A 22,375-nucleotide genomic window follows, 5' to 3' on the forward strand; every position below is an offset into this window, starting at 1 on the left:
TCCCGGTTACTTGCGCATCAGTTTGATCACCGGCTGGCCCTGCGCATCCAGCAGAGCCAGAGCGTTGCCCTGCATCGCGAAGGTCGTGACGTTCTGCAAGGCTTGCAGGAATTGCCGCTCGACCGCGTCCAACGGAGGTGGGCAAGCCATGAGTGTTGCCGCCATGTTGTCAGGAAACGCAATACGATTACCGGAGATCTCGGCCCGACCACTGAACCGGTTGCAGCCGCTGCTGCCTGAAAAGACGCCATCCTGATCAAAGACAAGCTCAGGGCGTTTTTCGGTCTCGATAGGCGCACCATTCAGGCCCGAGGCGGTCCATTGGGTGTTGTCCAGCGTTGCCGCCCCCTGCCCCTGGACCTGAACCAACAGCAGATCGGCGGCATTCTCTGCCCCATTCGTCAGAACCGGGTACACAGTATCTGTGGTGAACAGCAAGTTTTGCCCCTGCATCACTGAAGCCCGCACGCCATAGCGATGAGCATCCATGATCAGCGCGTCGTCATAGGTCAATTTGAACTGCGCGGGCACCCCGCTCAGCGCATACCGTTGCGCGGCAAGAGTGACAGCGGGGGCATCGGCCAGCGAGATATCCTGAAGCTCAACATAAAGGGTTGCGTCCGGTGGCAGTGCAATGCGCTCTCGGTACGTTGCGGTCCCTTCAACAATACCGGCAATAGCGACACTGCTTAAAGCTGCCCAAGTTGCTGCACCCGCCCATATTGCGCGACCCAAATGCTGCATCGGTCAAATCCTTTTGCAAACCCTCTTCGCAAAAGATCGTGTGCCCTTGGGTCTTTGCAAGATGTGCTTCGCCAAAGTGGCGATTCTGCGCCGAAATCACAAAGGCCAGATCAATGGAATAAGAAGGGATGCCAACAATCCGACCGTCAGGTTAAGCGGAACACCCACCTTCATGAAATCGGTGAACCTGTAGCCGCCAGGGCCGTAGACCATCATGTTGGTCTGGTACCCGATCGGTGTTGCAAAGGATGCCGAAGCCGCCACCATAACCGCAACCACCAACGGGCGCGGGTCCATTCCGACGGCCTGGGCCAGCCCGATGGCTATAGGCGTGACCACAACTGCGACCGCATTGTTGGAAACCAGTTCGGTCAGCACCGAAGTCAGCAGATAGATCGCCCAGATGATCAGGAAGGGCGGCAAAGCGCTTAGTCCCGGTGCCACGGCCTCGACAATCAGTGAAACCGCGCCAGAGCTGTCCAGTGAAGCACCGATGGCGAGCATCGCGAAGATCAGCGCCAACAGGCGACCTTCGACAAACGAAAACGCCTCGTCCGCATCGATGCAACGGGTCAGAAGAACCACGGCTACGGCCACAATCGACAACAGCAGGATCGGCGCGACACCCAATGCCGCCAAGACGACGATCCCGACCAGCGCGCCAATTGCAATCGGTGCATGACTGCGACGGAAGGCGCGTGCAGAGGGCTGGCTGACATCCACCATGTCCATGTCCGCGGCAAGGCGCTGGATATCTGCCGGGGCGCCCTCCAGCAGTAATGTATCCCCTACCCGAACCACCAGATCATCCAACTGGCGACCGATATTCTGATTGCGACGGTGAACGGCCAGCACATAGACACCATACCGGCGCCGAAGTCGCATCATTCCAAGGGTCCGACCCACCAAACGGCATCCGGGTGTGATCAGCACCTCGACCGTCTTGGTCTCGACAGCGGAAACCTGATCCACACGCTTCAGCTCTTTGTTGCTCTGTAGGCTCAGAAGTTCGGTCATCTCGGTGCGCAGAACCACGCGGTCACCGACCTGCAATTCAACGCCCTTCAGATTGCGCCGCAGCGATTCATCGCCCCGGACCACGTCGATCAGACGCACGCCGGGGCGTTTGAACAACTGAACGCCGGTCACTTCACGCCCGATCAGGTTGCTGTCGGGCGGAATGACCGCTTCGGTGAAAAACTTCATTCTGGACCGATCGCTGAGCAGCGAGGCCATGCTATCCCGCTCGGGCAACAATCTGGGGGCGATGAAACGCAGATAGATCATGCCGTAGATCACCAGTGCAATCCCCAGCGGCGTGACCTCGAATATCGAAAAAGCTTTCATCCCCTGCGCGCGGGCCACACCATCCACAAGCAGGTTGGTGGACGTTCCGATCAGTGTCAGTGTCCCGCCAAGAATGGCGGCATAACTGAGTGGAATTAGCAGCTTTGACGCGGGTACGTTCAGCGTGCGGGCGATTTGAACAAAAACCGGGATCATGACCACAACAACGGGCGTGTTCGACACAAAAGCCGAGGCCAGCACGACAAATCCCATCAGCAATCCGATGGCAATACGCGGGTTGACCTGCGCCTGCCTTTGCGCGGTCGACGTAAAGGCGTCCAAGGCCCCGGTCCGCACCAAGGCCCCCATGATGATGAACATTGCCCCAATCGTCCAGGGCGCGGGATTGGACAGGACCGCCAGCGCGCTTTGATAGGGCAGGATCCCTGTGACCAGCATCAGTGAGACACCACCGATGGCCACGACCTCGGCCGGATAAACCTCGCGCAGGAACATGACGAACATGCTCGCAACAATCAGCAGCGCCAGAATTGCGCTGCCCGTCTCTGTCAGTGAAAGGAAATTCATTCGTGGTATTCTGTCCGAACCCTGGCCCAAGCGCCTGATGACATGCAGTTTCACGCATTGCGCGTGGCAGGGCAAGCCTGACGTTCGTCAATCAGGCCCGGCTTGTTCCAAACGTCCACCAACGCGCACCATGCGAGCAGATTTGGCCTGGCCGTCGCGATCATCCGTTTCGACGAAAACTCCGCTCAGCGTGGCCTCGCCATTGGCAGGGGTAAACCGGGTCTTGGGCATCCCGGTTATGAACCGGCGCATCGGTTCCTGCTTGTCCATACCAATGACCGAGTCATAGTCGCCGCACATGCCCGCATCCGTCAGATAGGCTGTGCCACCTGGCAGAATCTGCGAATCCGCTGTCGGTACATGGGTATGTGTTCCCACCACAAGGCTGGCGCGCTTGTCGCAATAATGACCCATGGCCATCTTCTCAGACGTCGCCTCGCAATGCATATCGACGATGATGGCCTGTGCCTGTCCACCCCGTGGGTGCGACTTCAGGATAGGTTCAATGGCCGAGAACGGGTCGTCGAATGGCCGTTTCATAAAGACCTGCCCCAACACCTGCACCACCAGAACTTTGCGCCCGCCGGGTGCGTTAAACAGCCGGTGCCCGCGCCCCGGCGCACCCTTTGCATAGTTCACCGGGCGCACGATGCGCTGTTCTTTCTCGATATATTGCAGCATGTCTTTCTGGTCGAACGCATGGTCGCCCAATGTCAGGCAATCTGCCCCGGCATCCAGCAGCAGCTTGGCGTGATCGCCGCTCAACCCCATGCCGTTCGACGCGTTTTCGCCATTGACCACAACGAAATCCAGCCGCCATTCGTCGCGCAGGCGCGGCAAATGTTGCTGAACGGCCGCGCGCCCCGCGCGCCCCATCACATCACCAAGAAACAAAATCCTCATGATCCGGGTCGTAGGTGCTGTGCTGGGCAATAACAAGGCGGAACCGTGAAATTTAAGTTGAGCCGAACTTGAAATTGCATGCAGGCGTGGCAAAGTCTTAGCCATGCGCTTAAATCAAAAGGACATGTTGTGAAGCTATTGGCAATACTGACATTCGGCCTTGTGGTCGCTTCGGGTGTTATGGCGCAAGGCACAAAGACATCCATGCCCAATCCCGCGGCAACCTTTTGCGTCGAGAATGATGGGGTTTACCAACTTCGGAAGAACGAAGATGGAAGCGTCTTTGGTATCTGCATCCTGAAAGACGGTACCGAGGTGGATGCCTGGGACTATTTACGCAGCCACTTTCAGCAATGAGGCTTAGAACGTCAGCACCCGGCTTTCGGTGATAACCATGTTCAGCGGCTGATCGGTCGGCTCCAGCGGCAGTTTCTGCGCCTCTTGCGCGTCAAAAGCGAAACCGATTGCCAGTGTCGCGCGCTTGCCTCGCAATCCTTCCAGCGTGCGGTCATAAAATCCACCGCCATATCCCAAACGCCCGCCGTTGGCATCAAAAGCCACCAGCGGCACAATCAGGATTTCGGGGTCGAAATAATCATCAACCTCGGGCACTCTGGCACCGAATGGGCCGTCTTTCAGCGGTCCTTCTGGCGTCCAGCGCGAAAATTTCAGAGGTTTTCCAGCGGCTTGTATCACGGGAACACCGACAGGTCCATAAGCCGCAGCTTCAGCCATGGCAGACACCGGGTCGATCTCGGTTCGGATTGGCATGTAGCCTGACAAGGGCACGCCGCGATAACCCGCCAGAACCTCGGACAAACGTCCGGCCGCACCGGGAACACGCGTGTCGAACGCGACCTTGCGGCGCGCAAATGCCGCTTTGCGTGCAGCTGCTTTGATTTCAGTCAGATCGGTCACAATAGCACCACACTGGCAAGCCCAAGAAAGATGAAGAACCCCATGACATCGGTTGTGGTTGTCACAAAGGTTCCTGACGCCAGCGCCGGGTCAATTCCCAGACGATCCAGCACTACCGGTACTACCGTACCTGCAAAGCCCGCGATGATCATGTTCACGACCAAGGCTGACCCAATCACGACACCCAGCCAAGGTGAACCGAACCACAGCATTCCCACGGTCCCCAGTACAATGGCAAAACAGAGCCCGTTCAACATGCCCACCAGCAGTTCCCGCCTGATAACGCGCATCACGTTTGAGTTGGTCAGGTCGCGCGTCGCCAGTGCGCGCACTGCAACGGTCAGCGACTGCGTTCCCGCATTGCCCCCCATGGATGCAACAATCGGCATCAGGATGGCCAGCGCGACAAGCTGGTCAATTGCCGCCGCAAATTGTGAGATCACCAACGAAGCACAGATTGCCGTGCACAGGTTTACCGCCAGCCAGGGCAACCGTCGCCGACTGGTGGCCGCCACACTGTCGGACAGCGAGCTTTCGTCGCTCACACCGGCAAGGCGCAGGATGTCTTCTTCGTGCTCTTCATCCAGAACAACCATCGCGTCGTCGATGGTGATCACACCAACCAGACGCCCGTCGGCATCGACCACGGGGGCCGAGATCAGGTGATACTGGTTGAAGGCATAAGCCACATCCTCCTCGTCCTGATCAACGGGGATGATGTGAAACTCCTCTTCCGCCAGATCGCGCAACGGCACTTCACGTCGGGACGCCATCAGCTTGCCCAATGTCACCTGCGCTGTCGGTTTCAGGCGCGGATCGACCAGAACAACATGATAGAACTGCTCGGGCAGATCGTCATTGGCACGCATGAAGTCGATGGCTTGACCGACGGTCCAATGCTCGGGGGCCATGACGACCTCACGCTGCATCAAACGACCAGCAGAACTCTCGGGGTAAGCAAGCGCCTGTTGCGCTGCTAGCCGCTCGGAATCTTCGAGCGCGCCCAGAATGGCTTCCTGCTGCGGTTCCTCAAGATCTTCCAGAAGGTCAACGACGTCGTCGCTTTCCATCTCGCGCACGGCTTCCGCCAGAACCTCGGGGGTCAGAACGGCGATGATTTCCTCGCGAACCGATTCATCCAGTTCAGACAAGATGTCGCCGTCAAATTCCTTATCATAAAGCCGGATCAGCCGGGCCCGGTCATAAGGATTGATCTGCTCCAAAAGGTCAGCGATATCGGCCGCGTGCAGCGGCTCCATCAGCTCAATCAGCTTGTCGCGATCATCCACATCAACCGCATAAAGGATCGCCGCCACGGTCCGGCGATCCAGCGCATACGCGTCTTCGTCCTGGGGCAGATCGTGTTCGGCTTGGTTATTGCCTGTCGTCATGCGCTGCCCCCTTCTTTCGGCGATTGGCCCCTAAATAGAAGAAGCAGCTACCAGAAAACAATGACAATGCGCCGATTTACCCACTTCTTTCGTCTGCCTATGCTACAGCGCGGTCCCAAACAGGTGGAGAACAGGGCAAATGGCGCAAAAGACGCTTTTGAAAGGGCACGTTCTGAGTTTCACAGGCTCACCCTTTGACGGAGAGCCAACCGAAGCGACCCGGCTGGACGAAGCGGTCGTGATTGACAAAGGACGCGTTGCCGATGTCGGCGCGTCCGATGCGCTGATGCGGCGTCACCCTGATGCCGTCATCAAGAACTATGACAATCACCTGATCATTGCGGGTTTCGTTGACCCGCATGTGCACTACCCGCAGACCGCCATGATCGCCAGTTGGGGGAAGCGGTTGATCGACTGGCTGAACACCTACACCTTCCCCGAAGAGATGAAGTTTGGTGATCCTGAATACGCCTCTGAAATCGCCAACCGTTATCTGGATCTGACTGCCGCCCATGGCACCACGACGATGTGCAGTTTTTGCACCATCCACCCCGAAAGCGTGGATGCCTTTTTCACTGCCGCGCAGCAACGGGGACAGCGCGTGGTCGCGGGCAAGACCTGTATGGACCGCAATGCGCCTGAAGGTCTGCGGGACACGGCCCAGACAGCCTATGACCAATCTGCCGCGCTGCTGGAGAAATGGCACCGTGTCGACCGCCTGTCCTATGCCATCACGCCCCGGTTTTCGCCCACGTCCACCCCAGAACAGCTTGAGGCCATGGGCGCGCTTTGGGCGGAACATCCCCATTGCCTGATGCAAACACACCTGAGCGAGCAGACAGACGAAATCGAGTGGGTCCGCTCCCTGTTCCCCGATGCCCGGGACTATCTGGACACTTACGAAAAGTTCGGGTTGCTGGGGCAGAACGGACTTTATGGGCATGTCATCCATCTGGAAGACCGGGAACGCGATCGTCTGCGCGAGGTTGATGCGTCACTGATCCACTGCCCCACCTCGAACACCTTCATAGGGTCGGGTCTGTTCGACATGAACGGCTTGATCCACGATGGCCACCGGATCGGTCTGGCCACCGACACCGGTGGCGGATCAAGTTTTTCAATGCTGCGCACCATGGCTGCCGCTTATGAAATCGGTCAGTTGCGCGGGTGCCCCCTGCATCCGGCGCAATTGCTGTGGCTGGGTACAGTCGGGTCGGCGCGCAGCCTGCGGATGGATGATTGCATCGGCAACATTGCGCCGGGAATGGAGGCGGATCTGGTCGTGATTGATCTCGCCTCGACCCCGGCCATCGCCCAGCGCGAGGCTTGTGCAAACGATGTTTGGGAGGCAATCTTCCCGACCATCATGATGGGTGATGATCGGGCTGTGGCCGAGGTCTGGATCGGTGGGCGGAAGGCCGCTTAGGCCTGCAACGCCTTGGCAAGACTGTTTTGACGCTCAATCACGCGGGGCAGGTCAATCGTCGTGATATGCCCATCCCGCACGATCTGGCGGCCTTCTACAAACAGGTGCTTTACCTGCATCGGACCGGCCAGAAGCAGTGCTGCCGGGTCCCAACTGCCTGCGCATTCGATACTGCGCATATCCCAGACAGCGACATCCGCGCGTTTTCCCGGCATAAGCCGCCCGCAATCAGGACGCCCCAGCACATCGGCCCCGCCACGTGTTGCAATCTCAAATGCTTCGCGGGCCGACATCGCATCTGCCCCATTAACCACCCGCTGCAACAGCAGTGCCTGCCGGGCCTCAAGCATCAGATTACCGTTGTCGTTACTGGCCGAGCCATCAGCGCCGAGGCCGACCTTTACCCCCGCATCGCGCATCGCCCGCACCGGCGCGATGCCTGATCCCAGACGGCAGTTCGAACATGGGCAATGAGCGACACCGGTTTTCGTACGCGAAAACAGGTCAATCTCGGCCCCGTCCAGCTTGACGCAATGAGCGTGCCACACATCCGGGCCGATCCAACCCAGATCTTCGGCGTACTGACCGGGCCGACAGCCGAACTGAGCCTGTGAATAGGCGATATCTTCATCGTTTTCAGCCAGATGTGTATGCAACATCACGCCTTTGTCCCGTGCCAGAAGGGCGGCATCTCGCATCAGGTCCCGGCTGACCGAGAACGGTGAACACGGGGCCAGACCTACGCGGCACATCGACCCTTCGGACGGATCGTGAAAAGCATCCACAACGCGGATCATGTCGTCCAGAATAGCAGTTTCTTCTTCCACCAGGCTGTCCGGAGGCAGGCCGCCATCGCTTTCACCGATGCTCATCGCGCCACGTGTCGGGTGAAATCGCATCCCCAACTCGGATGCGGCAGCAATCGTGTCCTCCAGCCGCGATCCATTGGGGTAGAGGTACAGGTGATCGGAACTGAGCGTACAGCCTGACAGCGCCAGCTCTGCCAAACCGATCTGGGCCGAGGTGAACATCTCGTCTGGTCCGAACTTCGCCCAAATCGGATAAAGTGTTTGAAGCCACCCGAACAGCAATGCGTCCTGCCCGCCCGGCACCGCGCGGGTCAACGTTTGGTAAAGATGGTGATGAGTGTTCACCAGTCCGGGTGTCACCAGACAGCCCGAAACATCGTGAACCTCGCCTTGTGTCTGCAATCCGTACCCGATCCCCGCAATCTGGCCTTCGCGGATCAGAATGTCAGCCCCGGGGAGTTCCTGCCGGGACTCGTCCATCGTCAGGATCAGGTCAGCGTTTTTGAGTAGGATTTCCGTCATGTCGCGCTCCTGCATCTGCCCGTCTCTTGCAAGGAGTGCGAAGGTCGGCGGAAAACGGGCTTAAGAACCGACCGTGTATTATGTACCCGTCATCGGGATCTGCTACAACAGATTTCAGAACCGACGCAGGATCTGAAGGGCCTCTGCATGAATCTCTGCGTTGGCTGCGGCCAATGTCCTACCGCCCTCATGCGCCGGGCCACCTTGCCAATCGGTCACAATTCCGCCTGCCGCCTGAATAACCGCGATAGGCGCCTGAATGTCATACGAGTTCAGCCCTGCTTCGATCACCAGATCTGCCTGCCCAGCGGCCAACAAGGCATAAGCGTAGCAGTCCATTCCATATCGGGTCAGTTGCACCTGTTCCGATACGGCCTGAAACCCGGCCCGGTCATCCGGGGTGCCGACTTCAGGAAAAGTGGTGAACAGCGTCGCCTCCGCCAGAGATTTCGTCCCCCGGGTTTGCAGCTTACTGGTCCCCAGTGGCCCTGTAAGATGCGCACCAGCTGTCGATCCGACAAAGCGTTCGCCAATATAGGGCTGATCAATCACTCCGATGATCGGCCCGTCTGCTGTGCTGAGCGCGATCAGAACGCCCCAGGTTGGTGTGCCACTGATAAACCCGCGCGTGCCGTCGATGGGGTCCAAAACCCAGGTTCGGCCACTGCTGCCCTTGTGCGCACCGTATTCTTCGCCCAACACGCCATCTTCGGGGCGCAACCGGGACAGCACCTCTCGCATGGCTTTTTCGGCGGCCCGATCCGCCGCGGTGACGGGGTCAAACCCTTCGGTCAGCTTATTCGCAGTTTCCAGATTGGTCTGACGAAAAAAAGGAAGAATGGCCGCGCGTGCCGCTTCGGCCATTTCTTCTGCAATTTCAATGTCGCTTAAACTCGCCGGATGCATGGCACTCTGGTGCGGGCATTACCTGACAAAGTCAAGCCAGTCTGATCAGGCGACGTCGCTGAGGACACGTGCAAGTTCAAACAGGCGGCGGCGCTGGTTTTCCGGAATTGCGTAGTAAGAGCGTACAAGATCCAGGGCTTCTTTATCGCCCATCAGATCAGCTGGAACAGATTTCTTGTCCGAGCTGCTTTTCTCTGCTTCTTCCAGACCTTCGAAGAAGAAGCTTACCGGTACGTCCAAAGCCTCGGCAATGTCCCACAGGCGGGACGCGCTGATTCGGTTGGCTCCGGTCTCATATTTCTGGATTTGCTGAAACTTGATACCAACTTGCTGCGCCAATTGTTGCTGGGTCATCCCAATCAGCCAGCGGCGATGCCGAACGCGTTTGCCCACATGGACATCGACGTGATGAGTCATTGGTATTCTCCTCTACTACACACACATTTGTACGGGATCGAGCGACGTCCGAGATCGCAATACCAACAGGGGCTTCCTTAACCGCCCCCTAATCCGGACTGTGCCGTCCCCCGTTACCAGCACTGATAGTCTATATTGCCCGTTTTGAATTTTTTTTCAAGCTGGTTGAGTCGATCCCCCCTCACAAGGGCTGTGGTTGTATGTGTCAAAAGCCCTGTGCGCTTTTCGCTTGCCCCGGTTGGACATGCGACAGATTTTCAGTCGTTTCAGGACGCCGCGCATAAGGAATTGACATCTTGTACAGCCGACGTGCCAATGCCCGAAACACGTGAGGAGCCACATGAAGGCCTTTTGTATTCGATCCGAGGGAGCAGTTGCCCAGCTGTGCGATGTACCGAAACCCGAGCCGGGTGAGGGTCAGGTGCGGGTGGCGATCAAAGCCTGCGGTTTGAATTTCGCTGATCTGTTGATGCAGAAAGGAACGTATCAGGATACACCGCCTGCGCCGTTTACTTTGGGAATGGAAATAGCCGGTGTCGTGGATGCCATCGGTCCAGGTGTGCCCACCCTGAAACCGGGTGATCGGATCGCCGTCTATTCTGGTCAGGGCGGGCTGGCAGAGTATGGCGTTTTCGACGCCGATCGCGCGATCCCGTTGCCTGACACGACCCGTTTCGAAGATGCCGCCGCGATCCAGATTGCTTATGGTACCAGTCACATGGCCCTTGACCACCGCGCCCGGCTGCAACCCGGCGAGACGCTTCTGGTAACCGGAGCAGCAGGCGGCGTTGGGCTGACCGCGGTTGAGATCGGCAAGCTCATGGGCGCCACCGTCATCGCACAGGCCCGCGGCCCTGAAAAGCTGGCCGTTGCCCGTGCGGCGGGGGCCGACCACCTGATTGATACCTCAGAGGATCTAAGGGATCGGGTCAGATCGCTTGGCGGCGCGGATGTCGTCTATGATGCAATCGGCGGCGATGTGTTCAAGGCGGCCTTCCGCGCCACCAATCCCGAAGGCCGCCTGCTGCCCATCGGATTTGCCGGCGGCGATGTTCCGCAAATCCCTGCCAATCATCTGCTGGTCAAGAATCTGACTGTGATCGGTTTTTACATTGGCGGGTATCTGAAATTCCGGCCAGAAGCCGTGCGCGAAAGTTTTGACACTCTTTTCCGCTGGCACGCCGAGGGCCGTATCAATCCACACATTAGCCACGTCTTGCCTCTTGATGAGGTCGCGCAGGGCATGCGGTTGCTGAAAGAACGGAAATCGACAGGCAAAATCGTGATCACCGCCTGACCACAATCAGCCCACTACGGCACGGAGCTGCGTCCCCCCAAGAAGGCGGAAGTTCTGACGCACCAATTGTGCCAGCGCTTTGACAACCGCGTCTCGACCCGGTTCGCCACCATACAGGTTGATCATATGCGCAGGTAGGTCCGGTAACGCACCCCCGCTTTCGATCTGTTCAAGATGTGCGGCTTCGGTACCTTCCAGTGCCGCATACACTGCCAGATCAGCACTGACTGTGGCCTCGATTGTGCGGTCGTTTTCAGTTTCCACCGACAGTTCCCAGGGAATACCGGCTGCATCCAGCGCAGAGATCACCTGTGGTCGAAACAAGCAGCGACGTCCAAGTGCCAAAGGCAGCGGACGCTTGCGCCAGGCCGATCCACCCGGCGCACCTATCCAGCGCAAGGGCAGCTCTGCAATGGTTTCCGCACCGTCCACCGACGTCGGTTCCGTGGTCAGGATCACGTCACATTCGCCGCGTTTGTACATGTCTTTCAACTGCAAGGAATAAGACGAGACCAACTGAACTCGGACCCGTGGGAAATCCGCGTTGAACCGTTGCAGGACCCGTGGGATGGCCGGGTAAACTATGTCGTGAGGAACCCCCAATACCACCTCACCTTCAAAGGCCTGATCGGTCAGTTTCGAGATGACCTCATCATTCAATGCGATCATACGGCGCGCATAGGCCAGCAGTTGCTCGCCAGACGCGGTCAGGGCAATCGTTCTGCCACTGCGGTCCAACAATTGAAGGCCAAGCAACTCTTCCAGCCGTTTCAACTGCATCGAGACCGCAGATTGCGTCAGATGCAGAAATCCGGCAGCGCGAGTCACCCCACCCTGATCCGCCACCGCAACAAATGACCGAAGGGTTGTGATGTCCAGATTCCGCATCTTCACGATTCCTTATGTGTTTCATCAAAAATATTCGTTTTAAAAATATGTCATACTCCCCCATATCAATCAAGGAAATTGATGAAGACGAGATAAACCATCGAGAATGCACGAAAGGACAATAAATATGACCCAAATTGCCATTCATCACCATTGCAATCCCAAGAAGCAATCGCTCGGCACTATCATCAGGCGTGCTGTTTCCCTGAAGCGTCAACGCCGTCGGCTGGCGCGACTTGATGATCGCGCCCTTCAGGACATCGGAGTCTGTAGATCAGAGGCTGATGCCGAAGCCAGACGTTTCGTCTGGGACGCGCCGGAATTCTGGCAGAAATGATGCAAATACATATCTTTAGTTCATGAGTGGCGGTCACGTGTTGCGGATCGCCACTTTTGTTGCGTAAAATAGTAGGTTTTCCGCGGTAAATACTTGAAACACAGCCCTGAGTTGCCGATATTTGCCTAGAACGCTTCCCTCATAGCAGGGGGGCTGAATAATTATGTAAAGGGAGACCCTTTGATGGCACAATTCGACACGATCCGGACGGCGGCCGGCGCGCGCGCTGCCGAGATTGATGAGGGCCTGCGCGCCCATATGAACAAAGTCTACGGCACTATGTCCGTCGGCATGCTGATTACGTTCGCAGCAGCCTGGGCCATCGCGGGCCTGGCAACCACAAGCGATCCGTCAGCCGCGGCGGCACAGTTGAATGCCGATACCTATCTGACATCGCTGGGCTATAGCATTTACGCGTCGCCCTTGCGCTGGGTCATCATGTTTGCACCTTTGCTGTTTGTTTTCGGCTTCAGCGCCGGGATCAACCGCATGTCGGCAGCCGCCGCACAGCTGGTGTTCTACGTTTTTGCTGCGGTGATGGGCATTTCGATCAGCTGGATCTTCCTTGTTTTCACCGGTGAGTCGGTCATCCAGGTCTTCCTGATCACCGCAATCGCGTTCGCGGGCCTGTCCCTGTACGGTTACACAACCAAGAAAGACTTGTCCGCCATGGGCACTTTCCTGATGATGGGCCTGATCGGCCTGATCGTCGCGATGGTTGTGAACATCTTTCTGGCGTCTTCGGCGGTTGCCTTTGCAATCTCGGCCATCGGCGTTCTGATCTTCGCGGGCCTGACCGCCTACGATACCCAGAACATCAAGACCACATACCTGCAAATGGCCCACAGTGGCGATCAGGAATGGCTGGGCAAGGCTGCTATCATGGGTGCATTGAACCTGTACCTGGACTTCATCAACCTGTTCATGTTCCTGCTGCAATTCCTGGGCAACCGCGAGTAATTGCATACCATTGGTATGGGGAAAGGCCGGTCATCAGACCGGCCTTTTTTCGTTTTGAACCAACTGGTGATAGAGCTTGTCCGGCGCACAAGTTCTACCGGAAAAGGCAGCGATGTACGCGCGCCCGGTCAAGAAAAAGCCCCCGCTAGATCGGCGAGGGCATGATACATCAGAAGGTAAAAGACTTAGCTACAGTTCAACGGTACTGCAAAGCCCGAACTACGCTCGGACGTGCCTTTGCGGAACACATCGCCAGCAGGTATACACCCGGTGAAACGCTCGGCCTCTTGCGCAAAACCAACGCCGACCGAGTTGTCGACCTTAACGCTGTTCGTCGGCGTACGAAGGACACCATACAAGGTTCCGTTGACACTGACGGTGCTCAAGAACAGATTCGTATCGCTGCCCTGTAGCTGGACCGCATTGCCCGGCGTCTGCCCGCCATTGTCGATGGCAACGGACGCCACCTTGGATGGATCCACTTCATCAACCAAGAGAGTGACGGTCTGAAGCTCTGCCAGTTCGGCAGGGACGTTCGTTTCGGGCGGCAGAAAAGCGACGGCTCCGGGAACGTCGGAAATCGTGCGGGGTTCGCCATCGATTCCGGTAAACCCGACACCTTTGCGGTTGAACGGGTCTTCACAGGCCGCCAAAGTCAGAACGGCTATTGTGGATAACAAGATTTTTTTCATGGCGGTCAACATTTTGTGGCGATTTGCTCAAGCGTACTTGCAGGTCGGCACAAAAAGCAAGCCACAGGCCATGCGATTGCATCGGTGGCTGATGCGCTCCTGCAACGGCCCCAGATGGGCATGTTGACGTTTCTGGCAACCATCCACCGGAATTCAGCACGAAAAAAGGCCCTGCCAAGCAGAGCCTTTTTGGAAAGTCCAAATGGAACGGAAAGATTACTTGATCTTGCCTTCCTTGTACTCGACATGCTTCCGAACCACCGGATCGTATTTACGAATGGTCATTTTCTCGGTCATGGTGCGTGCGTTCTTTTTGGTCACGTAGAAGTGGCCCGTGCCCGCGGTCGAGTTCAGACGGATCTTGATTGTCGTCGGCTTCGCCATGGTTATCTCCTGCGTCCGGAAAGGCAGGGGCCTTTCGGTTGAATTCCTATGAGCGTGCGCTTTTACGCGCTACGCCGTGCATGTCAAGGCCAATCGGACGATCCTGGCCCAGGAATCGGGCATAGGTTCAACCCGGTAACGTTGGTGCGCCCATATAGTTGTGAATCTGGTCTCTTTCACCGTCCGAAAGGCCCAGCGCAGTGGACAATTGCCGCAAATATGCGGCCTCACGATCATTGTCCAACCGTATTGCCGCCAGAGATGTCGCATAAATCTGCGTTCTGAGAGGCGCCCCAGAATCAGCTGCCAGCCCCATTACGTCGACGGGTGCGTTCAGTTGTTCCTGCACAAATGCGCGTTCTTCGTCGCTGATGTCATCGCCCAGTTCACCCAGGATCGTTTCTTTCTCGTGTTCATCCAATTCGCCGTCTGCCTTGGCCGCCTGGATCATTGCCCGCAACATGAGCTTGGCCTGAGCTTCCATCGCAGCCCCGGCTGGTGTTCCGCCAAACACCGTCTCCATCATGTCGGTGGTTTGCTGGCTGCCAGTTCTGGCCGCCCCCTGCATCGCATTCAAAAGCCCGCCAAGACCGGCGGCACCGGCGGTACTGCCACCCAACCCCATCTTGCCCATCATATCCTGGAGGCCTGTCGCACCTCCGGGAAGGCCGAACTGTTCGGCCATCTTGCCGAGCTGATCCATGCCAAGGCCACCGCCTGCGCCTTGCATCATGTCCTGCAAGCCAGCCATTCCGCCCATTTTCTGGTATTTTTCCAGCCCCTTCGCGGCTGCGAAACCAACTGCAACGGACGCAAGTGTCTTCATAAAGCTCATGACAATCCTCCCGGTTTTTAAAAATATGCCCCAATTCTATCAGAGGAATGCAAAGGCGAATACCACGTTCAACCCCCACGGGATTCTGGACTGTATTTCCAAGCCGGTGAGGACCGGACGGCAGTGACTAAGTTTGTACATATCACGATATCGTGATAGGTTTACCGCGACTGATACGTCCAAGAGGCCGACTTCAGGCTCGACGGCCAAGGCAGTGTAAACAGGTAATGCCCGCGCGGAGCAGTGTTGTTTTACGCAGCTTTTCTTGGGGGGCTATCATGACAGAGTGGGTTATTCAGGGCGAAGAACTGGCCAATTGTAATTGCAATTTCGGTTGCCCCTGCCAATTCAGCGTTCTTCCATCTCATGGCAATTGCGAGGCAGTGGTCGTTTTCGACATCGAAAGCGGACATTATGGCGATACTGATCTGGCAGGTTTGCGGGCAGCAGGTGTTTATCACTGGCCGGGACCGATCCACGAAGGCAATGGTCAGATGCAACTGATCATTGACGAAAGTGCTACAGCCGAACAGCGCGCAGCATTGCAGGCCATCATGACCGGCGAAGACACCGATGAAATGGCGACCATGTGGTACGTTTACAGTGCGATGGCACCGACGAAACATGAAACGCTTTTTGTACCGATCGAATTGAACTGGAACCGCGATGATCGCAGTGGCTATGCCAGGGTTCAAGGGGTCTTCGACGTCGAGGTCAGCCCGATTCCTCATATCGTATCGGGCGCTGCGCACAGGGCATCGATCCAGTTGCCGAACGGCTTTGAGTACCGCCACGCCGAGGCTGCCTCGGGGTCGGCCAAAACAACGGGTGGTGAGATTAGTCTTACCTTTGACGCCACGCACGCTCATCTCGCACATCTGAACCTCTCCGGTCACGGTGTTCTGGGCGCGTAGCCGGAGACCCTCTCATGACCAGACAGAGTGCGACAGCCCCTGCCGGGGCGATTGAGCGGCTGTTGAGGCAGGACAATGCAATCGTGTTGGGCAGCGTCCTTCTGATCATTCTTGCAGCCACCTGGTACACAGTTGCCGGCGTCGGGATGAATATGTCTGCGGTCGAAATGACCCGCATGGCAGGCCCGGTTGGAGAGCCCATGCAGATGGGTTCCGCAACCGTCTGGAGCTTCGGTTACACCCTGCTCATCTTCCTGATGTGGTGGATCATGATGATTGCCATGATGACCCCAAGTGCCGCGCCAGCCGTGCTTTTGTTTGCCGCAACAAAGCGAATGGGTTCTGAGAAAGACCGTGCGGCAAAGTTCAGCCTGTGTTTCCTGTTGGGCTATCTGGTGACCTGGGGTGCGTTCAGCCTGGCTGCAACGGCAATGCAGTGGGAGTTGGAACATATCGGGCTGTCGAACGGGCCGATGATGACAATCCGCTCCGGCCTCTTCGCGGGATGTGTTCTGCTGGCTGCCGGGTTTTACCAGTTTTCGAGTTTAAAGAACGCGTGTCTTCGTTACTGCCAAAGCCCCGCAAGGTTTCTGGCCGGTCACAACCGGCCCGGCCCCTTCGGCGCGTTCAGAACCGGAGCCTTGCACGGCACACATTGCCTTGGGTGCTGCTGGGCTCTGATGTTGCTGCTATTCATCGGGGGGATAATGAACCTCTATTGGATTGTCGGTATCGCCGCTTACGTGGCACTGGAAAAGCTTCTACCCAGGACCAGGTGGTTGGTGCCAGTGTCAGGTGTGACACTGATCGGCACAGGTCTTTGGTTTATCATGGCACCGTTGATTTTTGACATTTGACACGTGACAGCCTTCGGGGTCGGCTGACTGAAAGGCCCTGTAATTTTCGTTAATACGGAGGTTCCAATGCCCATTTTCATTACCTATGCGACTTACTCGCAGGCTGGCGTCAAAGGCATGTTGCAAAAGCCCGAGAACCGCACCGGCCCGGTGAAAGCATTACTGGAGAAAGTCGGCGGTCGACTGTTGTCCTTCTATATGACGACCGGCAGCAATGACGTGGTCGTGATCAGCGAAGCGCCAGACGGAACAGATGCTGTGGCGGTCGGCATGGCAGTCGCGGCATCGGGTGCGGTCACGAACATAGAAACGGTTCGCGCCTGGACCGCGGACGAGTTCGTTTCGGTCACTGAGAAAGCCGCAAGGTTGACGGGGACGTACACGCCGCCCGGAGGATAAAAGGATACGCGCGGAGGGCCTGTAAGCCGGATCTTGTTCCGGGGTTTCCCCCTTCGATGACCATTCCTCTAGGCCGTGCATTGCTGCACGGCTCAAGCTGCCAACCCGGTCCCTCTCGGCCAAGACGCGCTTAGCGGCGGTATCGGCTTGCGCCGACCGGCCCGCGCGGGGACCCTATTTGGCATTGCTCCCGGTGGGGCTTGCCGTGCCGCCACTGTTGCCAGCGGCGCGGTGGGCTCTTACCTCACCGTTTCACCCTTACCCGGGGCCGAGGCCCTGGGCGGTCTGATTTCTGTGGCGCTTTCCGTCGGGTTGCCCCGCCCGGGCGTTACCCGGCACCGTTGTCTTGTGGAGTCCGGACTTTCCTCTCGGGCGTACGCCCCAGCGGCCATCCGGCCCTCCGCGCCTGGGCTGGGTAGGCTTTGTGGTCTGCGGCGTCAAGAGCTGACGGATCAGAGAAGGGGCCAGCCCCTTCTTGGCCTGCGGCCAATTCAACCCCGGGATATTTTTGGCCAGATGAAGAGCGGATCAGGTTGTTGTGCCCGACGGGGTGAGCGCATTCATATCCGCCATGTCCAGCGGACCTTTCGCCCAGGGTCGAAATCGCAATCGGACAGCGGCCAGCAGTTTTGCATCGTCCACGGGGGCGGTGAAACCTGCCATCCGAGCAGAGGCGCGAAATGCTTCTGCATCAGGTGACGTCGGATCAACTCCTGTGCCGCGCGGTTTGGCCAGCGCTTGCCTTTCGAGCCTGTTCCAGTCAAAGCGCGGCCCAGGGTCGGATTTGCGCCCGGGCGCCATGTCGGAATGTCCGATAACTCCGGACGGAGTAATGGACCAGCGGGTCATGATCAGGGGCAACAGCTGTTCCAACACCGCCATTTGCGGCTGCGAAAACGGATGTTTGCCGGTGTTGTCCAGTTCGATCCCAACCGAGCGCGAGTTGATGTCGTCCTTGCCGCCCCATTCCCCTGCCCCGGCATGCCAGGCGCGATCTTCTTCCCGCACCATTTGCCAAAGGGTGCCGTCATTGCCGATCAGGTAATGGGCCGAAACCTCGGAAGCCGGGTCGCACAGGCGATCCAGAGCCGCCAGTGCACTGTCCATGGCCGTATAGTGGATCACGATCAAGAATGGCACCAACCCGCCCCGGCGCTTGCCGAAATTCGGAGACGGATGCCAGATCGGCGTCAGGGCGTCAGTTGTTAACGGCACTGCGGAACGGGCTGGGGTCCCAGCCACAGGCATAGCCGTCGCCGTCTGGGTCCAGACCCTTGCGGTCACGTTGCGGACCGCCGTTGGACAGGAATTCGATCTGAGCCTGATCCGGTGACGGGAATTGCGCACAGTTCCGCTGTGCCTTGGCTTGCAGGTTGAAACCGGAGCGGCTGTAGAGTTGCGTGCCCACCGGATTGGAGGTGCTTAGCGCATATTGTACGATATTCGGCTGGCCGCTCGCCGTGCGCTCAGGCACGGCGGTTGGTGCGACAACTTCGTAGGTCTGGCGGTTTTGTTCAATCCGCGCGGCATCGGATTGGATGCTGCGCCTCTCGGACACGGCCGCGAAGTCCTGCTCGTCAGAGATCGCACTGCTGCTGGAGCCGGAAGCCGGCGACGCGGGGACCGCGGATTGCCCAGACGTGCTGGCCAACGCTGCGGCAGTCTGGTTGGCGATGTCCGCATTCTCACCCGTTGCAAAGGTTGATGCTCCTGACGCGCCCAGTGGTTGCTGGGAAACATCGACCGGAGCCAGCAGCGGATTGACCGCTCCACCCTGGCCGGCCAATTGAGCCTCGCGCCGCGCCTGATATTCAGGCGTGTTGAAACCCGTGCTGGTCAACGGCGCGACATTGGTGCAGGCCGCAGCCAGTGTCAGGGCCGGGACCAAAAGCAAAACACGCATTGTTTGGCTCCGTTTTTGGTAATCCACTTTCCCGAAGGCTTACCACCATTTGCCGGGCTTGGCCACAAATCCGGCTGCGTTTTCCAGCGCATAAGCGGTGTTGAGCAAGTCACCTTCTTCCCACGGGCGCCCGATCAGCTGCAACCCCAATGGAAGACCTTGTGCATCCAGGCCTGCGGGGACCGAGATACCGGGCAAGCCCGCGAGGTTCACGGTAACCGTAAAGACGTCGTTCAAATACATCTGAACAGGGTCCGCCTCGGTCATTTCCCCCAGACCGAACGCCGCCGAAGGGGTTGCCGGTGTCAGAATGGCATCGATGCCCGCGGCAAACACGTCTTCGAAGTCTTTCTTGATCAGGGTCCGGACCCGGCGCGCGCGGTTGTAATAGGCATCATAGAAACCTGCGGACAGCACATATGTGCCGACCATCACGCGGCGCTGCACCTCGGGGCCAAAGCCTTCGGCGCGGGTCTTTTCGTACATCTCGGTGATGCCATCGCCCTGCGCCAGCTGTGCGCGGCGGCCATAGCGAACACCGTCATAGCGGGCGAGGTTCGAAGATGCCTCGGCCGGGGCAATCACGTAATAGGCGGGCAGCGCGTATTTGGTATGCGGAAGCGAGATATCGACAATCTCGGCACCCGCGGCTTTCAGCATCGCTGCGCCATCGGCCCAGAGTTTTTCGATCTCGGCGGGCATACCGTCCATACGGTACTCTTTCGGGATACCGATCTTCTTGCCCTTGATGTCACCGGTCAGCATGGCCTCGAAATTCGGGACCGCCAGTTCGGCACTGGTCGAATCCTTGGGGTCATGTCCGCACATGGTTTCCAGCATGATCGCTGCATCACGCACGTTCTTGGTCATTGGTCCTGCCTGATCCAGCGAGGACGCAAAGGCGACGATGCCCCACCGAGAGCAACGACCATAGGTGGGTTTGATGCCCGTGATGCCAACGAAGGCCGCAGGCTGGCGGATCGAGCCTCCGGTGTCGGTACCTGTCGCAGCCAGGCACAAATCAGCAGCCACGGCAGACGCAGACCCGCCAGACGAGCCGCCCGGTGTCAGTTGCGCATCATCGTTGCCACGGCGCCACGGGCTGACCGCATTGCCATAGGTCGATGTTTCATTGGACGATCCCATGGCGAATTCGTCCATGTTCAGTTTTCCCAGCATCACCGCGCCTGCGTCGGCCAGTTGCTGAGAAACGGTGGATTCGTATTCCGGCTTGAACCCTTCCAGGATTTTCGACGCCGCCTGCGACGGCACACCCTTGGTGCAAAACAGATCCTTGATGCCGATCGGCAGGCCACACATCGACGGTGCGTCGCCACGCTGGATCCGCTCATCCGCAGCCTTGGCGCGTTCCATCGCAATTTCCGGCGTCTTGTGGACAAAAGCGTTCAGCGCATCTGCCTCGTCAATGGCTTTCAGGCAGGCGTCAGTCAGCTCGACAGAAGTGACGTCACCGGAACGCAGGGCATCGCGCGCCTCGGCCAGACCCAGTTTGTTCAGATCGCTCATGTCTTACTCCACCACTTTAGGGACTGCGAAGAACCCTTCGCGGGCATCAGGGGCGTTGGCCAGAACCTTGTCCTGCTGGTTGCCGTCGGTCACCTCGTCCTTACGGCGTTTCAGCCGCATCGGCGTGACCGAGACCATCGGCTCGACACCTTCGACATCCACTTCGTTCAGCTGTTCGATGAACCCGAGGATGGTGTTGAACTCGGATGCCAGCGCCGGGAGCGCGTCATCCTCGACCTTGATCCGGGCCAGTTTGGCCACTTTGGCGGCGGTGCTTTGGTCAATCGACATCGGCTTCCCTCATCTACGTTATGGGGCGTTTACCTGTCTGTTGCGGCAGTCGCAAGACCGCTGCGCCATGGGCCGTCCCGAGTTTGAGATCCACCGCATGACACCCGCCATTCAAAACTGAATGAGTGGTATGCAAAAAAGTAAACTAATTAGTTCAATATTGTCCTTGAAAACTGAACTGTACTGTTCATTTCTAGTTGTGCGACACAACGCAAACCGGAGAAAAACATGAAACCCCTGATGATTGCCGCGGTCTTGTCCGCCACCTTTTTGGCCGCACCGGCCATGGCCTTGGGTATCGACACAAGCAACCTGACACGCACTTTGACCTTCCCCTCGCCCGTGACGGAACCGGTCACTCAGGACAAGGTTAAACCTGCAAAGTGATGCGCAGGTTCCGGCCGGGTCGGATTTCCCCTCTCCGACCCGGCCAAAGCGCATATTCGAGGGTGCACAGCCCAAAGCGAGTCGTTAGCATTGCTGCAAATACCAAATTGGAACTGCATAAGGCACTTGCGGCTCCAATAAGCCAGTGGAGCAGCTGATGAACACGCAAAAACAAGCGGTCTTGGATGCCATCGATGCGGCCAACGCAAATGACCCCAACCGCGATGATGGCCGCCCCGAAGCGCAGCTTTACGGCGAGCGGATGAGCGCAGAGCTTGACCGACTGTTTCCGGGCGCGTCCGACGCCTTGCAGATTGCGGCGCGTGGTCAACATGTGGAGCGGTGGAAACTTGCCCGCAATGAATTCCCTGAAGGCCGGGCGGGTTATCTGGCCTGGCGCAAGGCGCAGGGTGTGCATCACGCGGATGTGGTAATGAGTTTGATGACCCAAGAAGGCTATGACGCCGAGCAGGCCGAAGCCGCGGGTCGCATGTTGCGCAAGCAAGGCATCAAACGCGATGCAGAGGTGCAGGCGCTGGAAGATGTGATCTGCTTTGTATTTCTGAAATGGTATTTCCAGCCCTTTGCGGCGAAACACTCAGCCGAGAAAATCCAAAGCATCGTTGAGAAGACTGCCCGCAAGATGTCGCCCGAGGGCCGCGCACGGGTTTTGTGCGAATTCGACCTGCCGGATCATCTGGCCGCGGCCTTTCAAGACTGAGAAAAGGGCCGCGCCGTTTCACCGACCGAATCATAAGTCTGAAGGATGGTCACGACAGGCCTCCACGACATA

Annotated in this window: 26 protein-coding genes and 1 other RNA gene; 10 read left to right on the forward strand and 17 right to left on the reverse strand. The window is 58.0% G+C overall.

Annotated features, from left to right (window positions below; genetic code table 11):
• Nucleotides 1-6 precede the first annotated feature (6 nt).
• The 3 genes from ACR0JI_RS04360 to ACR0JI_RS04370 all read right to left on the reverse strand — a co-directional run bounded on the left by ACR0JI_RS04360 (nucleotide 7) and on the right by ACR0JI_RS04370 (nucleotide 3,522).
• The gene (locus tag ACR0JI_RS04360) at nucleotides 7-744 is read right to left on the reverse strand and encodes a YbaY family lipoprotein (RefSeq protein ID WP_480493754.1); all 738 of its coding nucleotides are present in this window, start codon (nucleotides 742-744) and stop codon (nucleotides 7-9) included.
• A 96-nt stretch (nucleotides 745-840) separates the two neighbouring features.
• The gene (locus ACR0JI_RS04365) at nucleotides 841-2,619 is read right to left on the reverse strand and encodes an SLC13 family permease (protein WP_480493752.1); all 1,779 of its coding nucleotides are present in this window, start codon (nucleotides 2,617-2,619) and stop codon (nucleotides 841-843) included.
• An 87-nt stretch (nucleotides 2,620-2,706) separates the two neighbouring features.
• Nucleotides 2,707-3,522, reverse strand: a complete 816-nt coding sequence (locus ACR0JI_RS04370; protein ID WP_480493750.1) for a TIGR00282 family metallophosphoesterase — start codon at nucleotides 3,520-3,522, stop codon at nucleotides 2,707-2,709.
• A gap of 129 nt (nucleotides 3,523-3,651) precedes the next feature.
• Between ACR0JI_RS04370 and ACR0JI_RS04375 the strand changes: the two genes are divergently transcribed.
• A complete protein-coding gene (locus ACR0JI_RS04375; protein WP_480475791.1) occupies nucleotides 3,652-3,879 on the forward strand; it encodes a putative hemolysin in 228 nt (75 codons plus the stop codon).
• Nucleotides 3,880-3,882: 3 nt separating this feature from the next.
• Here the strand turns inward: ACR0JI_RS04375 and ACR0JI_RS04380 are convergent, their stop codons facing one another.
• On the reverse strand, nucleotides 3,883-4,440 hold the full coding sequence (locus ACR0JI_RS04380; protein ID WP_480475789.1) for a 5-formyltetrahydrofolate cyclo-ligase: 558 nt from the start codon (nucleotides 4,438-4,440) through the stop codon (nucleotides 3,883-3,885).
• Complete coding sequence (gene mgtE, locus ACR0JI_RS04385; protein ID WP_480475787.1) at nucleotides 4,437-5,831, reverse strand: magnesium transporter; 1,395 nt, start codon at nucleotides 5,829-5,831, stop codon at nucleotides 4,437-4,439. The genes ACR0JI_RS04380 and mgtE overlap by 4 nt, the downstream gene beginning before the upstream one ends.
• A 139-nt stretch (nucleotides 5,832-5,970) precedes the next feature.
• On the opposite strand from mgtE, the gene guaD reads away from it, so the two are divergent.
• Nucleotides 5,971-7,257, forward strand: a complete 1,287-nt coding sequence (gene guaD / locus ACR0JI_RS04390) for a guanine deaminase (RefSeq protein ID WP_480475785.1) — start codon at nucleotides 5,971-5,973, stop codon at nucleotides 7,255-7,257.
• Here the strand turns inward: guaD and ACR0JI_RS04395 are convergent.
• From ACR0JI_RS04395 to ACR0JI_RS04405, 3 genes are all read right to left on the reverse strand, one after another.
• Complete coding sequence (locus tag ACR0JI_RS04395; RefSeq protein WP_480475783.1) at nucleotides 7,254-8,588, reverse strand: 8-oxoguanine deaminase; 1,335 nt, start codon at nucleotides 8,586-8,588, stop codon at nucleotides 7,254-7,256. The genes guaD and ACR0JI_RS04395 overlap by 4 nt on opposite strands.
• A gap of 114 nt (nucleotides 8,589-8,702) precedes the next feature.
• Complete coding sequence (gene hisN / locus ACR0JI_RS04400; RefSeq protein ID WP_480475781.1) at nucleotides 8,703-9,494, reverse strand: histidinol-phosphatase; 792 nt, start codon at nucleotides 9,492-9,494, stop codon at nucleotides 8,703-8,705.
• Nucleotides 9,495-9,539: 45 nt separating this feature from the next.
• Entirely contained in the window at nucleotides 9,540-9,911 is a 372-nt protein-coding gene (locus ACR0JI_RS04405; RefSeq protein ID WP_480475779.1) for a helix-turn-helix domain-containing protein, read from the reverse strand.
• A 340-nt stretch (nucleotides 9,912-10,251) separates the two neighbouring features.
• Here ACR0JI_RS04405 and ACR0JI_RS04410 point away from each other — a divergent pair, with 340 nt between their 5' ends.
• Nucleotides 10,252-11,208, forward strand: coding sequence for an NADPH:quinone oxidoreductase family protein (locus ACR0JI_RS04410; protein ID WP_480493748.1), 957 nt, complete (start codon nucleotides 10,252-10,254; stop codon nucleotides 11,206-11,208).
• Nucleotides 11,209-11,214: 6 nt separating this feature from the next.
• On the opposite strand, the gene ACR0JI_RS04415 is transcribed toward ACR0JI_RS04410, so the two are convergent.
• On the reverse strand, nucleotides 11,215-12,096 hold the full coding sequence (locus tag ACR0JI_RS04415) for a LysR family transcriptional regulator (RefSeq protein WP_480493746.1): 882 nt from the start codon (nucleotides 12,094-12,096) through the stop codon (nucleotides 11,215-11,217).
• Between the two features lie 127 nt (nucleotides 12,097-12,223).
• On the opposite strand from ACR0JI_RS04415, the gene ACR0JI_RS04420 reads away from it, so the two are divergent.
• Nucleotides 12,224-12,433: a YjiS-like domain-containing protein gene (locus tag ACR0JI_RS04420; RefSeq protein WP_480493744.1), complete on the forward strand. Its 210-nt coding sequence runs from the start codon at nucleotides 12,224-12,226 to the stop codon at nucleotides 12,431-12,433.
• Between the two features lie 183 nt (nucleotides 12,434-12,616).
• On the forward strand, nucleotides 12,617-13,393 hold the full coding sequence (locus tag ACR0JI_RS04425) for a Bax inhibitor-1/YccA family protein (protein WP_480493742.1): 777 nt from the start codon (nucleotides 12,617-12,619) through the stop codon (nucleotides 13,391-13,393).
• 185 nt (nucleotides 13,394-13,578) lie between these two features.
• On the opposite strand, the gene ACR0JI_RS04430 is transcribed toward ACR0JI_RS04425, so the two are convergent.
• The 3 genes from ACR0JI_RS04430 to ACR0JI_RS04440 form a co-directional block, all read right to left on the reverse strand.
• Nucleotides 13,579-14,085, reverse strand: a complete 507-nt coding sequence (locus ACR0JI_RS04430) for a hypothetical protein (RefSeq protein ID WP_480493740.1) — start codon at nucleotides 14,083-14,085, stop codon at nucleotides 13,579-13,581.
• 216 nt (nucleotides 14,086-14,301) lie between these two features.
• Nucleotides 14,302-14,469, reverse strand: coding sequence for a 50S ribosomal protein L33 (gene rpmG, locus ACR0JI_RS04435; protein ID WP_037309480.1), 168 nt, complete (start codon nucleotides 14,467-14,469; stop codon nucleotides 14,302-14,304).
• 127 nt (nucleotides 14,470-14,596) lie between these two features.
• Nucleotides 14,597-15,304, reverse strand: coding sequence for a DUF533 domain-containing protein (locus tag ACR0JI_RS04440; RefSeq protein WP_480475767.1), 708 nt, complete (start codon nucleotides 15,302-15,304; stop codon nucleotides 14,597-14,599).
• A 278-nt stretch (nucleotides 15,305-15,582) separates the two neighbouring features.
• Between ACR0JI_RS04440 and ACR0JI_RS04445 the strand changes: the two genes are divergently transcribed.
• From ACR0JI_RS04445 to ACR0JI_RS04455, 3 genes are all read left to right on the forward strand, one after another.
• Nucleotides 15,583-16,218 (forward strand): DUF1326 domain-containing protein, encoded by a 636-nt coding sequence (locus ACR0JI_RS04445; protein WP_209504621.1) that lies wholly within the window; start codon nucleotides 15,583-15,585, stop codon nucleotides 16,216-16,218.
• 14 nt (nucleotides 16,219-16,232) lie between these two features.
• Entirely contained in the window at nucleotides 16,233-17,075 is an 843-nt protein-coding gene (locus ACR0JI_RS04450; protein ID WP_480493737.1) for a DUF2182 domain-containing protein, read from the forward strand.
• Nucleotides 17,076-17,141: 66 nt separating this feature from the next.
• Nucleotides 17,142-17,474, forward strand: coding sequence for a GYD domain-containing protein (locus tag ACR0JI_RS04455; protein WP_480475761.1), 333 nt, complete (start codon nucleotides 17,142-17,144; stop codon nucleotides 17,472-17,474).
• A gap of 6 nt (nucleotides 17,475-17,480) precedes the next feature.
• Here the strand turns inward: ACR0JI_RS04455 and rnpB are convergent.
• From rnpB to gatC, 5 genes are all read right to left on the reverse strand, one after another.
• Nucleotides 17,481-17,878, reverse strand: an RNA gene (gene rnpB / locus ACR0JI_RS04460) — RNase P RNA component class A.
• A 124-nt stretch (nucleotides 17,879-18,002) separates the two neighbouring features.
• On the reverse strand, nucleotides 18,003-18,722 hold the full coding sequence (locus tag ACR0JI_RS04465) for an N-acetylmuramoyl-L-alanine amidase (protein WP_480493735.1): 720 nt from the start codon (nucleotides 18,720-18,722) through the stop codon (nucleotides 18,003-18,005).
• Nucleotides 18,673-19,377, reverse strand: a complete 705-nt coding sequence (locus ACR0JI_RS04470) for a hypothetical protein (protein WP_480475757.1) — start codon at nucleotides 19,375-19,377, stop codon at nucleotides 18,673-18,675. The genes ACR0JI_RS04465 and ACR0JI_RS04470 overlap by 50 nt, the downstream gene beginning before the upstream one ends.
• Nucleotides 19,378-19,416: 39 nt before the next feature.
• Nucleotides 19,417-20,904: an Asp-tRNA(Asn)/Glu-tRNA(Gln) amidotransferase subunit GatA gene (gene gatA / locus ACR0JI_RS04475; protein WP_480493733.1), complete on the reverse strand. Its 1,488-nt coding sequence runs from the start codon at nucleotides 20,902-20,904 to the stop codon at nucleotides 19,417-19,419.
• Between the two features lie 3 nt (nucleotides 20,905-20,907).
• Nucleotides 20,908-21,195 (reverse strand): Asp-tRNA(Asn)/Glu-tRNA(Gln) amidotransferase subunit GatC, encoded by a 288-nt coding sequence (gatC, locus tag ACR0JI_RS04480; protein WP_480475753.1) that lies wholly within the window; start codon nucleotides 21,193-21,195, stop codon nucleotides 20,908-20,910.
• Nucleotides 21,196-21,423: 228 nt separating this feature from the next.
• On the opposite strand from gatC, the gene ACR0JI_RS04485 reads away from it, so the two are divergent.
• Together ACR0JI_RS04485 and ACR0JI_RS04490 are read left to right on the forward strand one after the other, a co-directional pair.
• Complete coding sequence (locus ACR0JI_RS04485) at nucleotides 21,424-21,582, forward strand: hypothetical protein (RefSeq protein WP_209504628.1); 159 nt, start codon at nucleotides 21,424-21,426, stop codon at nucleotides 21,580-21,582.
• A 157-nt stretch (nucleotides 21,583-21,739) separates the two neighbouring features.
• Complete coding sequence (locus ACR0JI_RS04490; RefSeq protein WP_480493731.1) at nucleotides 21,740-22,303, forward strand: DUF4202 domain-containing protein; 564 nt, start codon at nucleotides 21,740-21,742, stop codon at nucleotides 22,301-22,303.
• The last annotated feature ends 72 nt before the right edge of the window (nucleotides 22,304-22,375 follow it).

The organism is Ruegeria sp. N10 (assembly GCF_056531545.1).

Bases quoted from the DNA above. Each gene is read 5' to 3' on its own strand.
- ACR0JI_RS04360 (WP_480493754.1), bottom strand. From the start codon at position 744: ATGCAGCATTTGGGTCGCGCAATATGGGCGGGTGCAGCAACTTGGGCA.
- ACR0JI_RS04365 (WP_480493752.1), bottom strand. From the start codon at position 2,619: ATGAATTTCCTTTCACTGACAGAGACGGGCAGCGCAATTCTGGCGCTG.
- ACR0JI_RS04370 (WP_480493750.1), bottom strand. From the start codon at position 3,522: ATGAGGATTTTGTTTCTTGGTGATGTGATGGGGCGCGCGGGGCGCGCG.
- mgtE (WP_480475787.1), bottom strand. From the start codon at position 5,831: ATGACGACAGGCAATAACCAAGCCGAACACGATCTGCCCCAGGACGAA.
- guaD (WP_480475785.1), top strand. From the start codon at position 5,971: ATGGCGCAAAAGACGCTTTTGAAAGGGCACGTTCTGAGTTTCACAGGC.
- ACR0JI_RS04395 (WP_480475783.1), bottom strand. From the start codon at position 8,588: ATGACGGAAATCCTACTCAAAAACGCTGACCTGATCCTGACGATGGAC.
- hisN (WP_480475781.1), bottom strand. From the start codon at position 9,494: ATGCATCCGGCGAGTTTAAGCGACATTGAAATTGCAGAAGAAATGGCC.
- ACR0JI_RS04405 (WP_480475779.1), bottom strand. From the start codon at position 9,911: ATGACTCATCACGTCGATGTCCATGTGGGCAAACGCGTTCGGCATCGC.
- ACR0JI_RS04410 (WP_480493748.1), top strand. From the start codon at position 10,252: ATGAAGGCCTTTTGTATTCGATCCGAGGGAGCAGTTGCCCAGCTGTGC.
- ACR0JI_RS04415 (WP_480493746.1), bottom strand. From the start codon at position 12,096: ATGCGGAATCTGGACATCACAACCCTTCGGTCATTTGTTGCGGTGGCG.
- ACR0JI_RS04420 (WP_480493744.1), top strand. From the start codon at position 12,224: ATGACCCAAATTGCCATTCATCACCATTGCAATCCCAAGAAGCAATCG.
- ACR0JI_RS04425 (WP_480493742.1), top strand. From the start codon at position 12,617: ATGGCACAATTCGACACGATCCGGACGGCGGCCGGCGCGCGCGCTGCC.
- ACR0JI_RS04430 (WP_480493740.1), bottom strand. From the start codon at position 14,085: ATGAAAAAAATCTTGTTATCCACAATAGCCGTTCTGACTTTGGCGGCC.
- rpmG (WP_037309480.1), bottom strand. From the start codon at position 14,469: ATGGCGAAGCCGACGACAATCAAGATCCGTCTGAACTCGACCGCGGGC.
- ACR0JI_RS04440 (WP_480475767.1), bottom strand. From the start codon at position 15,304: ATGAGCTTTATGAAGACACTTGCGTCCGTTGCAGTTGGTTTCGCAGCC.
- ACR0JI_RS04445 (WP_209504621.1), top strand. From the start codon at position 15,583: ATGACAGAGTGGGTTATTCAGGGCGAAGAACTGGCCAATTGTAATTGC.
- ACR0JI_RS04450 (WP_480493737.1), top strand. From the start codon at position 16,233: ATGACCAGACAGAGTGCGACAGCCCCTGCCGGGGCGATTGAGCGGCTG.
- ACR0JI_RS04455 (WP_480475761.1), top strand. From the start codon at position 17,142: ATGCCCATTTTCATTACCTATGCGACTTACTCGCAGGCTGGCGTCAAA.
- ACR0JI_RS04465 (WP_480493735.1), bottom strand. From the start codon at position 18,722: ATGCCTGTGGCTGGGACCCCAGCCCGTTCCGCAGTGCCGTTAACAACT.
- ACR0JI_RS04470 (WP_480475757.1), bottom strand. From the start codon at position 19,377: ATGCGTGTTTTGCTTTTGGTCCCGGCCCTGACACTGGCTGCGGCCTGC.
- gatA (WP_480493733.1), bottom strand. From the start codon at position 20,904: ATGAGCGATCTGAACAAACTGGGTCTGGCCGAGGCGCGCGATGCCCTG.
- gatC (WP_480475753.1), bottom strand. From the start codon at position 21,195: ATGTCGATTGACCAAAGCACCGCCGCCAAAGTGGCCAAACTGGCCCGG.
- ACR0JI_RS04485 (WP_209504628.1), top strand. From the start codon at position 21,424: ATGAAACCCCTGATGATTGCCGCGGTCTTGTCCGCCACCTTTTTGGCC.
- ACR0JI_RS04490 (WP_480493731.1), top strand. From the start codon at position 21,740: ATGAACACGCAAAAACAAGCGGTCTTGGATGCCATCGATGCGGCCAAC.